The sequence below is a fragment of the Rhodococcus sp. 14-2470-1b genome (genome assembly GCF_002259415.1).
Taxonomy (GTDB): domain Bacteria; phylum Actinomycetota; class Actinomycetes; order Mycobacteriales; family Mycobacteriaceae; genus Rhodococcoides.
In genome coordinates this window covers 123,365-136,334 of sequence record NZ_NPFY01000010.1, presented here as the reverse complement: position 1 = coordinate 136,334, position 12,970 = coordinate 123,365, and the positions used below count along the sequence as shown (strand labels likewise).

Annotated in this window: 16 protein-coding genes; 11 read left to right on the top strand and 5 right to left on the bottom strand. The window is 64.7% G+C overall.

Going from position 1 to position 12,970, the window contains the following annotated elements:
• The first annotated feature begins 4 nt into the window (after window positions 1-4).
• From CH293_RS06890 to CH293_RS06860, 7 genes are all read left to right on the top strand, one after another.
• Entirely contained in the window at window positions 5-313 is a 309-nt protein-coding gene (locus tag CH293_RS06890) for a WXG100 family type VII secretion target (RefSeq protein ID WP_094719751.1), read from the top strand.
• 62 nt (window positions 314-375) lie between these two features.
• Window positions 376-2,073, top strand: coding sequence for an alpha/beta hydrolase (locus CH293_RS06885; RefSeq protein ID WP_094719750.1), 1,698 nt, complete (start codon window positions 376-378; stop codon window positions 2,071-2,073).
• A complete protein-coding gene (locus CH293_RS06880; protein WP_094719749.1) occupies window positions 2,070-2,603 on the top strand; it encodes an LppA family lipoprotein in 534 nt (177 codons plus the stop codon). Before CH293_RS06885 ends, CH293_RS06880 begins: the two co-directional genes overlap by 4 nt.
• Before the next feature lie 107 nt (window positions 2,604-2,710).
• Complete coding sequence (locus CH293_RS28495; protein WP_254924982.1) at window positions 2,711-2,839, top strand: hypothetical protein; 129 nt, start codon at window positions 2,711-2,713, stop codon at window positions 2,837-2,839.
• A 114-nt stretch (window positions 2,840-2,953) separates the two neighbouring features.
• Window positions 2,954-3,253, top strand: a complete 300-nt coding sequence (locus CH293_RS06870) for a type VII secretion target (RefSeq protein ID WP_094719748.1) — start codon at window positions 2,954-2,956, stop codon at window positions 3,251-3,253.
• Window positions 3,250-4,683, top strand: coding sequence for an alpha/beta hydrolase (locus CH293_RS06865; protein ID WP_094719747.1), 1,434 nt, complete (start codon window positions 3,250-3,252; stop codon window positions 4,681-4,683). The genes CH293_RS06870 and CH293_RS06865 overlap by 4 nt, the downstream gene beginning before the upstream one ends.
• On the top strand, window positions 4,680-5,108 hold the full coding sequence (locus CH293_RS06860; protein ID WP_094719746.1) for a hypothetical protein: 429 nt from the start codon (window positions 4,680-4,682) through the stop codon (window positions 5,106-5,108). The genes CH293_RS06865 and CH293_RS06860 overlap by 4 nt, the downstream gene beginning before the upstream one ends.
• 151 nt (window positions 5,109-5,259) lie before the next feature.
• Here the strand turns inward: CH293_RS06860 and CH293_RS06855 are convergent, their stop codons facing one another.
• Entirely contained in the window at window positions 5,260-5,664 is a 405-nt protein-coding gene (locus tag CH293_RS06855; protein ID WP_255122725.1) for a DUF6157 family protein, read from the bottom strand.
• 49 nt (window positions 5,665-5,713) lie between these two features.
• Between CH293_RS06855 and CH293_RS06850 the strand changes: the two genes are divergently transcribed.
• Window positions 5,714-6,565: a helix-turn-helix domain-containing protein gene (locus CH293_RS06850; protein ID WP_094719744.1), complete on the top strand. Its 852-nt coding sequence runs from the start codon at window positions 5,714-5,716 to the stop codon at window positions 6,563-6,565.
• 91 nt (window positions 6,566-6,656) lie between these two features.
• Here CH293_RS06850 and CH293_RS06845 read toward each other — a convergent pair whose 3' ends face one another.
• Window positions 6,657-8,195 (bottom strand): HNH endonuclease signature motif containing protein, encoded by a 1,539-nt coding sequence (locus CH293_RS06845; protein ID WP_094719783.1) that lies wholly within the window; start codon window positions 8,193-8,195, stop codon window positions 6,657-6,659.
• A 230-nt stretch (window positions 8,196-8,425) separates the two neighbouring features.
• Window positions 8,426-9,679: an APC family permease gene (locus tag CH293_RS06840; protein WP_094719743.1), complete on the bottom strand. Its 1,254-nt coding sequence runs from the start codon at window positions 9,677-9,679 to the stop codon at window positions 8,426-8,428.
• A gap of 188 nt (window positions 9,680-9,867) precedes the next feature.
• Between CH293_RS06840 and CH293_RS06835 the strand changes: the two genes are divergently transcribed.
• On the top strand, window positions 9,868-10,572 hold the full coding sequence (locus CH293_RS06835) for a hypothetical protein (protein ID WP_094719742.1): 705 nt from the start codon (window positions 9,868-9,870) through the stop codon (window positions 10,570-10,572).
• A 1-nt stretch (window position 10,573) separates the two neighbouring features.
• Here CH293_RS06835 and CH293_RS06830 read toward each other — a convergent pair whose 3' ends face one another.
• Window positions 10,574-10,828, bottom strand: a complete 255-nt coding sequence (locus CH293_RS06830) for a hypothetical protein (protein WP_094719741.1) — start codon at window positions 10,826-10,828, stop codon at window positions 10,574-10,576.
• A 26-nt stretch (window positions 10,829-10,854) separates the two neighbouring features.
• Window positions 10,855-11,199: a hypothetical protein gene (locus CH293_RS06825; protein WP_037107322.1), complete on the bottom strand. Its 345-nt coding sequence runs from the start codon at window positions 11,197-11,199 to the stop codon at window positions 10,855-10,857.
• A 291-nt stretch (window positions 11,200-11,490) separates the two neighbouring features.
• Here CH293_RS06825 and CH293_RS06820 point away from each other — a divergent pair, with 291 nt between their 5' ends.
• Together CH293_RS06820 and CH293_RS06815 are read left to right on the top strand one after the other, a co-directional pair.
• Window positions 11,491-12,483 carry an alpha/beta hydrolase family protein gene (locus CH293_RS06820; protein ID WP_037107223.1) on the top strand — a complete coding sequence of 331 codons (993 nt, stop codon included), beginning with the start codon at window positions 11,491-11,493 and terminating at the stop codon, window positions 12,481-12,483.
• A 79-nt stretch (window positions 12,484-12,562) separates the two neighbouring features.
• A complete protein-coding gene (locus CH293_RS06815; RefSeq protein ID WP_255122724.1) occupies window positions 12,563-12,967 on the top strand; it encodes a hypothetical protein in 405 nt (134 codons plus the stop codon).
• Window positions 12,968-12,970: the final 3 nt, after the last annotated feature.

Here is a 12,970-nt window from a genome sequence, read left to right as displayed (position 1 = left end):
CCAGATGGACGTTGATCCAGCAGTACTCGCGGCCGCGGCAGGTCGCACCCGCGCACTCGCCGACGACGCGAACAGCAGGCTGAAAACAACCGAAGCCGACGCCTCGGGATCCGTGCGCGGGTGGTCGGTGACCTCGAAACCACAGTTCGACGCCTTCGTCGAGCAGATGTCGACTGCGCGCACCGCGGTGGTGCAGAACCTCGACGACCTCGAACAAGGTCTGCGATTCTCGGCCGACGGATACGCACACGCGGACGCGACCACGGCATCGGCCGTCTCCTCGCACCGGACGCCGCTCCTGAACCTCGACTGAGTTCGCGGCGCTGTCGTCTATCCTTGGCCACGCCTGTGGGGACAGGCAGAACCGGGGGCGGAATGAATCTGGGGGACATCGATCGGTGGGACATCGGCGCGCTCGATGCGCTGGAAGAAACGCTCACGACGCGGATCGCGGTCCTGGCAGACGTGGAGAACGAGCTCGCGGCCATCGAAAGTCTCCCGGGATGGACCGGCGACGCGTCTGCCGCGGCACGGAACGCCTCCGGGCTGACGAGAGCCGACGTCAACCACGACGCAGTCGGGATCGGTGCCGTGCGGGCACTGACCCAGCAGACGCGGGTAGCCGTCGCACACCTGCAGTCGCAACTGGGCGGCCTGCGTGAGACGGCGACGGCCAACTCGATGCTGATCACCGAAGCCGGAGGTGTTCTCGACGCGGCGTTCGCCGTACCGCCCACGGACCCATCGGCGCGTGCCGTTCGAGAGAAAATTCGCGCCGACCTGCACGACTCCGCGCATGCGCTGATCATGCAGGCCGTCGACATCGACGCCGACGCCGCGCAGGTGCTGGCCAGAGCAGGCGACGGCACCCTCGTGGGCGACGGTGCCGTCGATCTCGCGTCGAGCCTGACCACGGGAGCCGGTCAGGGCGAGCTGAGCGCACCGTTCCCTCCTCGCGACGCCACCGCATCGCAGGTGGACGCCTACTGGGATGCGTTGCCCGAGGAGCAACGAGCACAGATGATCTCGGAACATCCACAGCTCATCGGCAACCTCGACGGTATTCCGGCGTCGGCGAGGAGTGAAGCCAACATCTCCCAGATCGCCGGAGACCGCGAGCGACTCGAACAGGAGGCGACCGCCCTGCGGGCGAAGCTCGACGACAACACCTTCGGCGGATTCTTCTCCGACGACGACGCCGCGCTCGGACATGTCCAGAACAAACTCGCGGACCTCGAGTCCATCGAGCGATCCCTGAAGGACAACCCAGGCGCGCTGTTGACCGTCTACGACATGACGAGCCACGAGCGTGGACTCGCCGCCATCGCCGTCGGAAACCCGGACAGCGCCGATCACGTCACGGTCACCACACCGGGGCTCGGCACGAACATCGGCGACTCGCTGGAATCGATGGTCCGAGAGGCGAAGAACATCAACGGCGAGATGATGGATCAGCTCGAACTCGCCGGACGTTCGGACGAGACCGTCGCCAACGTCGCGTGGATCGGTTACCAGCCACCGGAACTCGGCGGTGTCAGCTGGTGGGACAGCATCAGCGGAGCCGGCGACGTAGCATCGGACGAGATCGCGAAGGACGGGGGAGCATCGCTGGCGTCCTACTTCCACGGGCTCGATGCTGCGTCCACCAACCCCGACCCGAACATCAGCGCATTCGGCCACTCCTACGGTTCCCTCACCACGTCGGAAGCGCTGCAGCACGGCGGATCCGAGGTGGTGGACAACGCAGTGTTCTACGGTTCACCCGGACTCAATGCAGTCGGGACCTCGGAGATGGGCATGGACTACGAGGACGTGTGGGTCATGGATGCCGAAGGCGATTACGTGACGAGCCTCGGCCGACTCGGCCCGTTCTCGCCGTTCGAAGCAGGCCCGTACAACAACAACTACCAAGAGATCTCGACGGCACCCGGAACGACACCCGACGGTATTGCACGCGACGGCGTCGACGATCACTCCGGCTACCCGAGGCTCGGAAGCAACGGTGAACTACGGACGTCGGGATACAACCTCGCCGTCATCGGAATCGGCCGACCGGACCTGGTGATGAAATGAAACGTGCCCTCGCAACAATTCTCGCGATCTTCGCACTGACCTCAGGGGGATGCTCGACGGTGAACGAACCACAGCAGCAACCGGACCTCGAATCCGAACTCGCCGCGAAAGGGTCTTTTCTCGACGAAGCTGCGCGGCTCGACCCCGTCGTCGAGGAGATGGCCGACGCAGTGTCCGCGGTCGTTCCTGGCCTGACGTGGCGACGGGTGCGCGAAGGAATGACGATGCCGTGCGAAGCGGTCCCCGGCGACCCGACGAGCGCGACGGCGTACAAACTGCCCAACGTCGCGTTCGACGGCATCATCCCCGACGAGCTGTGGGTGACCGCGCTCGAGCGTGTGCAGGCGATCGCTGCCGGCGTCGGTGCGACACAGCTGGTCGTCCGCGTCGACGAGCCGGGGCATCACGACGTGAAGCTGCTCGCCGAGGACAAGACAGAGTTCGGGCTCGGCACACGTGAGGCTGCAGCGCTGTTCTCGCAGACCGGATGCTTCCTGAATCCGTCGGACGAACAAACTCCCGGATCGTGACATCCCCGTCGAACAAGTAGCAGGTATGACCAAGCTCATGCATTCAACCGAAGTATTTTTTTGTTCTCGAAACCAATCCAGGAGCATGTTCCTGCACAATCGACCTCATGCCATCACGTACGGCGCCCCCTCGCCCACCCGGTAAGAATCGTCCCCTCCACGTTGCCGCGGTCGTCGGCCTGTGGACTGCAGTGCTGATAGCTCTCGCTGCCGCGGCCATGACAGGCAAGTTGTAGCTTCATCTCGGAAATCGAGGGAACCGTTTCACTCCCTGCTGCGTCGAACAGGAATAGAAGGCGTTTGATGCGGATGGCGGCCTGAGGCACGGTCGCCGAACCGAGGGGGTACGGATGCTTCAGGTCGATCCCGACTCGTTGCGTGCGCTGTCGTCGTCACTGACGAGGACAGCCGACGCTGTGGCATCGCTCGACCCGTCGCCGCCGCTACGGGTAGGGGCCGAGGCCATGCCTCACTCGGCGTTCGGGGCCGTCGCGGGCAACTCCGCCGAAACAGTCCTCGCCGCCTACCGCACGGCCGCCGAACGTATCCGTCAGATCGCCGAGGCCGCCGGATCGAGTGCCACGAGCTACGACCGAACCGAGGCTGCCTTCCGCGAGCAACTGCACAAGTTCCTCGGTGAGCAGGCATGACCGTCACCGTCTCGCAACTGCGAGCCTGGAATCCCGCCGCCCTCACCTGCGTCGGGGCCGACATCGCACAGATCAACCGCATGTTCGACGAGTCCCTCCGCAGCGTCACCCGCGCTGCACGCGACACCCTCGAGCGCTGGGAAGGCGACGCCGCCGAAACCGCCCGGGTTCTCGTCGACCAGGTCGCCGACACCCGCATCGTCGACGCCGTCGACGCGTACACCGCGGTGTTCGACGCCGCCGCTCGGGAGATCGCCGCCGTCCGACAGTCCGTTCTCGCGGTCGTCGACACCGCGCTCGCCGGTGGATTCGACGTCCTCGACGACGGCAGCGTGCGCGTCGCCGACCCCGATCTGCAGCAGCGTGCGCAGGGGATCGAAACCCAACTGCAATCCATGCTCAGCAGTGCAGTGGACACCGATTACACCTACGCCACCAAACTGCAGCGCGCAGTCGACGTGGTCCTCGGCCTCCAGCCCGTCGTCGAGCCGCAGCCGTACATCCCGGAGATCCGATCAATCCTCCCCGACGAACCCCACGACCTGGCCGAGCTGTGGAGCAGGCTCACCCCGTACGAGCGCGACGGCCTGGCAGTGTGGGACCCGACCATCGGCAACCGCGACGGACTGCCCGCTGACGACAAGTCCCGATACAACACCGTCCTCCTGCACACCCTCGTGTCCGACGCGCGAGACCGTGTCGCCGAAGTCGAAGAGCGCCACACCGATTGGCTGCACGACCGCAACCTCCCCAGCGAGAACCACGACGACGCAGCAGCCCTGCGCGACTACGCCCGATGGCTCGACGACCGCGACGCCGCCGAGACAGCCCTCGCCGGATACGACACCGTCCAAGCCGAACTCAGCCGAGCCGGCGCGCCCACCTACCTGTTGAACATCGACGAACACGGCCGGGGCACAATGGCATTGAACAACCCCGACACCGCGCACAACGTCGCCACCTACGTGCCGGGAGCATCCACGGTGCTCGCCTCCATCGGACGAGACCTCTCACGCGCGGAGAACCTGCTGGACTCCGCCAACATGGTCAGCGGCGCACGCAACTCGGTCATCGCGTGGCTGGGATACAATGCCCCTCCCACACTGCTCGACGCCACCTCGGACAGCTTCGCCGACGCCGGCGCCCCGCGGCTGGAACGGTTCCAGGAAGGTCTGCGTGCGGCCCACCAAGGCGACGCCGCGCACCACACCGTCCTCGGTCACGGGTACGGCAGCGTCGTCGTCGAACGGGCTTCGTTGGGCGACGGAGACGTCGTCGTGGCCGCAGCCGACACGTCCCTTCCCGGATCGCTCGACGCCACCAGCCCGGTCGAGGGCACCGCGCGTTTCGACGGAAGCAACTACTTCGACCGCGGAAACCCCGCCCTCGACACCATCGGCCGAATCATCGCAGGCAAGGGTGCTGCATGACACCGATATCCGGCACCGACGCACGAGACAGCGCACTGGACGCACTCGAGAAGTCTCGACGCGCACTGCCGTCGAACGTGCAGTTGAACCGTAGCCACCCCAGCTTCCCGGAATCACAGCTCGCCCCCGGCAAGTTCGAGCCCGCCTACGACGACAACACCACCATCGATGGGCCACATCGCTTCTCGGCCGCGTACTGGGTACTCGGATGCAACGGGCGGGATGCGCTGTCCGTCCTCGCACACGCCTGGGCCGACTGGGGATGGAGCGTCGACGACCGATCTGCCGGCGAGCTCGGGTCCGTCCGTGCAACCTCACCCGACGGCTACCGACTGATCGGCAGACTCACCGACGACGAGCGTCTGAGCCTCGCAGTGTCCTCGCCGTCGTTTCCCTACGAGGGGCTGACGCAGGCGGAAACCTGACACCCCTTTTACCGACTCCGCACGCCTGTTCGCCTCAGAGTAGGCGTGCGGAGTCGGCAGTAGGGGTGCTAAGTCCCGGCAGCACGCTTCACCCTCGACGCTCCGCGATGTGCACGCGTAAGCGCGAGTTGTCCACACCCCCAGACACTGTTCACCTGCGTGATTTCATGGCGGACTTGTGCCCCAGATTCGGGTCGCGGGCCAGGCGTTCGTACTCGGCTGTGCCCACTCCGTAGAGCGCGACGCGTCCCTCACCGTCGTGGTGCGTGCCCCACCCGTAGCGCTTGCCGAGCGGGGAGGCACGCAGGCACGCCTGATCCTTGGCGAAGAACGCCGCCCGTGCTGCGTCCATCTCGCTCGGCGGAACGCTGGTTCTCGCGGCGTGAACGGCGAACAGCACGTCGTCCGAGCTCATCTCGTACGGGGCCTGCGAGAGCAGTTCGTACTGCAGCCTCGCAATCGTGGGATTTCCCCGCCCGGCAGGCGGCTCCTCGCCCTCGGTGGCCGGGCAGTCCGGGGCTGCCTCGATGAAGACATTGCGATAATCGGTGCTCATGGCGACATCGTCACCCACCGGCGACGACTGCGTATTGCACAATTGCGACATGGTTCGACACCCGGTGGATCGACCGATCGACGTGACCGAACGATCCGGCGTGCTCGCTCCGGCCAACCTGCCCTTGTTCGACGCGCAGTGGTTCACGCCTGCGCAGTCCGTGCGCGACGTCGTCGACACGTACTGGAGCGTCGAGTGGAACCTCCCGGACAGAACGGACATCGATCAGCAGGTGCTCGAGTTCCCGGCCGTCACGCTGAGCATCGAATCCGGCTCGGTTCCCGCACCGTTCGTCCTGACCAACGTCCAACGCCGGGCATGGTCGAGAACGATCCGCGGAACAGGCAGGGTCTTCGGAATCCGTTTGCGCCCCGCAGGACTGGGAGTGCTGTCCGACCTCGAACCGTCGAGCGTGGAACAGGAGCAACCCGTCACCGCCGATCTGGACGCCGTCCTCACCCGACATCTGACGACAATCGGAGCCGAAACATCCCCGTCGGATCGCGCCGAACGAGCAGACCGTCTGATCGAGGATCTACTGCAGAAGCACCCGATCTCCGAGTCCCGGCTCCTCGCGAACGCTGTGGTGACCGACCTGGCAGAGAACGTTCGATCGAGAACCGGACCCGCCCTCGCACACCGACTCGGCGTCAGCGAACGCGCAATACAACGTGCGCTGAAGGAGACACTGGGTATGGGCCCCAAGGCAGTGGCCCGACGCATCCGCCTCCAGGAAGTCGTACGCAGACTGTCACTTCCCGACGCCGACGTCAGCGCCATCGCCGCAGCCCTCGACTATACCGACCAGGCACATCTCATCCGCGACTTCAAAGGCGTCGCAGGAACAACACCGGGGCAGTACATCCGGGCAATGCATTCTGCCGGCGGGTCTTCCGGTTGAGCGGTCTACGGCACCGGCAGCGGGCTCAGGGCATGACTGTAGGCGGCACATGTCAAGCTCTGTGCCGCTGTGGGTCTGCTCCGGAGCTGCCCTATTCTCGGGCGGCCCCTGGGTTGTCGGGTTCTGGGTCGTTGGTTTCGGGGTCGTTGGTTTCAGTATCGGTGGAGTCGAGGGGACCGAACAGGGGGAGTTCCGGGATGGGTCGGATGTACTCGTCGGGGTGGTGATAGTGATTGAGTAGCCCACGTCGAAGTGGATCGAGCGTTGTCGGGGAATGCCATAGCGTGCGACCTGGATAGGGGTGGTCGGGGCCGGCCTTGGTCGTGGCCCAGTCGGTGTCCTTCGGGCCGACCAGGGGATGATGCCGATCGCATCCGAAAGTGAGGTCCTCGATATCGGTGTTTCCACCGGCCGCCCACTCTTCGATGTGGTGGACCTGGCTCCACGTTGCAGGACGGGTGCAGCCAGGGAAGCTGCATCCACGATCGGCTGCTATCAACACGATTCGTTGGTCCGGTGACGCCAATCGCTTGGCGCGCCGAAGTTGCAGCGGGCGTTCGTCGTTGTCGAAGATGACCAAGCACTGATAGGCGTGCGACGCCATCCGAATGGCATCCCGCATCCCCACCAGAGACCCGGTTGCGGTCACCGCATGGCCCGAAGCGGCTTCGAGATCCTTGACGCTCATCGTCAACACGGCTGTCACCGGAAGTCCCCTGTGCATCCCTAACTTCCCGGATGCGAGCATCTGCCGGAACACCATCTTCATCGCGTCGTGCTGCCGTCGCCCTTTGCCCCGATGATCTCGACGCGCCCGCGCTGCCGCCTCTTCATTGACCGGTTCGCCCTCGGCGCGCTGGCTGTCGTCCGTGACGTCTGTCGGGACGCTCGACTGATCAGGTCGATCGTCACCACTATCCGCGTCATCAGGTGGGTCGACGACCGGTGGGGGATCTGCGGGATTGGCCTGTCCGGGTTTCGCCCATTTGTCGAATACAGCCTCGATGTATGCACGCAGTTCAGAGTCGACGACCATCTTTCCGCGGGACAAGCCGTCAGCTCCCTGTTCGTCGAACTGGACGTAGCATCGATCCGCGACCCGCGTGGGGTCTTCGTCATCTCCGTCGGGGTCGATCAGGTCGTACAAGCGCGAGGCAGCTGCCTTCAGGTGGTCCGGGCTGAGCTGGCGTGCCAGTTCTGCCAGCTGTGCCTCTGCTTTCTCCCTCGTCTCGATGTCGACCTTCGATCCCAGACGCCAGAAGAACTTTCTGATGATCTGTTGATGCTCCTCGTTGATCAGCCCGTCCTCTGCGCCGCGAAGAGTGTTCGGTGACAACGGTTCCAAACGCTCACCCGTGATGGATGTGCGCTCACCGAACTCCATGGCCAAGCGGATACGTTGCCCTGCGCGCGATCCGGAGGATCGCAACAACACCGACAGTGCTTCAGGGACCGATCCGTAGATGTCGTCCAAGCCGCGCTGGTCGACGAGATCTGCGATCCATGTGTGGCTGTACGCGAACAGTTTGTGCCGAACCACTTCCATGCGCACCAGCAGAGCGCGTCGGTCCGCATTGTCCAGCCCGGCTGTCTGCATGCGACCGACTTCCTCGACGCCTCTTTCGATCATCTCGACGACCTCGCGCAGGGACGAGGGACCGACGACAGGAACACCGTCACCGGATGCTCGCCAATGTGACTGTGTATCAGTGACAATCGTGGACTGGGCCACTGCTTCTGAATCTCCCCCTGAAAGCATGTGAGAAGACTATCCGGTGCCACCGACAAGTTTTCGAACATCAGTGCGAAAGCCGCCACGATCCTTGTGGGCGCGATGCGTTCTGCCGGTAAAGCTTCCGACTAGTCGTCGTGTGATCGGCGCTTCCTGAGCGCGTATACGACGGCACCCGCTGCGAGCACGCCTGCGCCCACTGCCACCGATGACACAGGTAACGAGAACGCCAGCACGAGGCAACCCACGAGGCCGATCACAGGAACGACGCGCGCTGGGCGGCCCTCGGCGCGAGACATGGTCAACGCCGACGCATTGGTCACCGCGTAATAAGCGAGCACTGCGAACGACGAGAAGCCGATCGCGGCACGAATGTCGACGGTGGCTGCCGTGGCGGCGACGACCACGCCGACCATCAACTCTGCTCGATGAGGTACGTCGAACCGCGGGTGCACCGCCGCCAGAACATGCGGAAGGTTCCGGTCACGGGCCATTGCGAAAGTGGTTCGTGAGACGCCGAGTACAAGCGCGAGCAACGATCCCAGCGCTGCCACTGCAGCGGTCGCACTCACCACAGGAACCAACCAGGATCGACCGGTGGCGCGGGCCGCGTCGGAAATCGGTGCGCTTGCGTGCGCGAGCCCCGACGGGCCGAGCACCCACAGCAGCGCAGTGGCGACCGAGGTGTACAGGGCCAAGGTCAGGGCGAGCGCGATCGGTATCGCTCGGGGGATGGTACGAGCCGGATCGTGGACCTCCTCACCCAACGTCGCGATGCGCGCATAGCCGGCGAAGGCGAAGAACAACAGGCCCGCACCCTGCAGCACACCTGCGGTGGTGACATCGGTCGCCGACACTCCCACCGAATGCCCGGGCGAGTACGACAGCGATACCACCACGACCACAACGAGTACCGTGACGACCACGGCGACGATGATTCGCGCCAACCACGCGGACTTCTGTATTCCGACGTAGTTGACAGCGGTCAGCCCGAGCACCGCCGCCGCAGCCACTGCATGCGCGTGTTCGGGCCATGCGTACATACCGACCGTCAATGCCATTGCGGCACAGGACGCACTCTTGCCCACGACGAATCCCCACCCGGCGATGTAACCCCAGAACTCGCCGAGACGCTCACGGCCGTATACGTACGTTCCTCCCGACGAGGGATACAACGCGGCAAGCCGTGCCGACGACGTCGCATTGCAATAGGCGACCACGGCGGCGACGGCCAATGCAACGAGCACACCCGATCCCGCAGCCCGAGCGGCGGGAGCCAGCGCCGCGAAGATTCCAGCGCCGATCATGGCGCCCAATCCGACGGTCACTGCATCGACAAGCCCGAGTCGACGACGGAGTTCACCGCCAGGAACAGTCACAATTCAACCGAAAGACTCTCGGTGCTCGGCCTGACACGGCCGGCCGAGGAACGAGCAGGTGAGGTCCAACCCGATGCCGTTCTGAGCGACATGAAAGGCACTTCCGGAGTGATCACTTGCCTGATCCTGCCTGAGGGCGGAACGAACTGCGAGAAGGAAAAATCAGTGGCGGGGCCTGCGAGGATGAACTGGTGATCGAGAACCCGTCCATTCTGCAGTTCCGCCGCCTCGCGCAGTCGTCGCCGTGGCTGTGGACGAGCGTCGAACTCACCCGTTCGCCAGATCGATTCGATACCGGTGTCCACGCGTGGATCCGTCGGCCAGGGGCAATGCGGGTGGAAGAGAACGGCGGTCGCGTCGTCGTGCACAAAGCGCGCAGACCGTTCGACGGTGCCATGGCGACGAGGAACGACGGGCGCTTACTGCCGGTGCAGGGTCGCTGGCCGTCCACAGTGGTTCCGATATATGACGCCGACGGTCTCGTCGAGAGCGTGCCGCCCGAGACTCACGGCCCGTCGGTGGAGTGGGACGACCCGATGTTCGACGACTACCTCTGGGTCGCGATGCTCAACCCCGTCGAACTGGCCAGATCCGCCCACGACACGACTTCCGGTCCGACGGTCGATCTGGCGAACGTGGCCGTGGTGACTCACCACGGCCGCACGGCCTGGGAAGCGGTCGCCACCCCGACCGCCGCGTACGACCCACGGTGCGACTGCTGCCCGATGCTCGCGGGCGAGTTCGTCGACGACGAATGGATACCCGGACCACCGTCGACCGTGCGACTGGACGTTCGGACAGGGATTTGCGTTTACCTCGAAACCGAAGGATCTGCGCGGGATCTCGACATTCTGAGCGTCGACACCGCAATGCCGGACGCACTGTTCGAGAAGTAGATCAGCGAAAAGTCCAGCCACGCCTGATCAAGAAGCTGCCCACGAACCAGCCGACGAGCGCGCACGCGGCCGAAACGCCGATCACGAACAGCATCGGCGTTTCGGTCGCACTCTCGACAAATGTTGTTCGACTGCCGGATTCGACGAACACGTAGTCGGATCGATACGGACCGGTAGGCAACGCGGACAGTGCCACCACTACGAACAGGCCGACGGCAGCACCGAAGAGGGCGAGCAACCGCTGCAGATCACGCATGGTTCAAGCCTAGGTCCTCGACTCGATCAGGAGCGTGGGTCGAGGGTCACCTTCACCGAGACGGAAGACCCGTCCTTGCGGGTGACGGCGTGGCCGGTGCGGGTGGCGCCGTCGAGGTCGATGGAGATGGGACCGCCGTCGGGGTAGAAGTTCCGCCACCAGTTCTTCTTGTCCGGCATCGCGACGCCGATGATCACGTCGTCGCCGCGACGGCGGTAGCCCACCAGGACGCTGAACTTCTTGCCGGACTTGCGGCCCGTGTAGGTGACCTCGGTGATCGTGCCCGAAACGAGTTTGCCGATGATCGGGGCGTTCAACAGCGGACGTACGAGCGCATTGAACCGAGCGGCGACGCGCTGGAATGTGTTCATAGCCGTGATCCTGCCCGGGAACCGACGGCCGTGCACGCACACGGACCCGCTCGATTCCACCTCCGAGGTGGTCCAGCCTGCCACGAGAAGCCGTCGGGCATCGGTGTCGATCGACGCGAGGCCCGCTGAGACGGACGGACACGATCGGGTCAAGAATTTCATCTGATTCGACCCAGTAACGAACAGCGGGCCCAAGAAGACATAAAGTGTCGAGGGACACGAAGGCCGCATGCGTGCGGGGGACGAACTAACACGGCTCAGGACCGGCCGGGAACTGGAATCGACTTCGAGATGAAGCTTTCTTCACTACGCGCCGCTGCACTCATCGCGGCAGGCACACTGGCAATGACCGCTCTCGGCGGCGTCGCGACGGCCGAGCCCGCGAAGGCGCCTGCAGTCTCGTCGATCGACAAGGACGGGCGGAACTGGAACCTTCAGGTCTACTCCGCCGCGATGAACAAGGACATCACCGTCGAGGTTCAGCGCCCTCTGGACGAGTCCACGCCTGCTCCCAACGCGTACCTGCTCAGCGGCCTCGACGCAGGCGAAGGATCGGCAAGCTGGCAGCAGCAGACCGACGCGCTCGAATTCTTCTCCGACAAGCACGTCAACCTCGTCCTCCCCATCGGTGGCAAGGGCAGCTACTACGCCGACTGGAAGCAGGAAGACCCGGTCCTCGGCGTCAACAAGTGGCAGACGTTCCTCACCGAGGAACTGCCTCCGCTGCTCGACGAAACTCTGGGCTCCACCGGCAAGAACTCGATCGCCGGTGTCTCCACCTCCGGTACCTCGGTTCTGCAGCTCGCCGAAGCCAAGCCCGGCCTGTACGGCGCGGTCGCGGCATACAGCGGATGCGCACAGATCGCCGATCCCATCGGCCGCCAGTTCGTGAAGTTCTCGGTCGAGACATGGAAGGGTGGCAACACCATCAACATGTACGGCCCGGACAACGACCCCGCATGGGTCGAGAACGACCCGGTCGTCAACGCCGAGAAGCTCCGCGGCACCGAGCTGTACATCTCCAGCGGTAACGGCAACCCGCAGCCCGAGGACATTCGGTACTACACCGAGGGCAACGGACCCCAGGGCGTCATCAACCTCGGTCTCGGCATCGTCATCGAAGGCGCCACCAACTTCTGCTCGCACAACCTGAAGAACAAGCTGGACTCCGTCGGCATCCCGGCGACGTACCAGTTCCCGCCGGTCGGCACGCACTACTGGCCGTACTGGGAGCAGGCACTGAAGGACTCGTGGCCGGTGCTCGCCAAGGGCATGGGAATCTGATTCCCATCCACCTCTCTACTGCCCCCGACCCGTCATGGGTCGGGGGCAATTTTGTGCTCGAATGCGGCAAGGTGAAGGTGTGAAGAAGTTCGTCACCGCAGCGGTACTGCTGATGCTGGGCGCCGCAGGGCTGTTCAACGGCATCGCCCTGGTCTCCGATCCCGACGGCGGTACCCTGGGCCTGAGCGTCGACATGCTCCCCGAATGGCACACCTGGGACTACCGCTACGCGGGCGCCTTCGTGCTCGTAGCCCTCGGAATCGCGCCCCTGGTATGTGCGGCGGGCGTGATCGTCGACACCCCCGGTGCACGTGTCTTCGCCGGCATAGTCGGCGTCATCGCTGTCGGGTGGACGCTGTGGCAGTACCTCGTGCTCGACATCTGGGCGCCCCGGGCGTACACGGGACTGACGCTCATCGGTGTATTGCTTGTCGTCGGAGGCATCGAGGCGCTGTTCACGGGGAGGCGTCGGGTCGAACGATAAGAC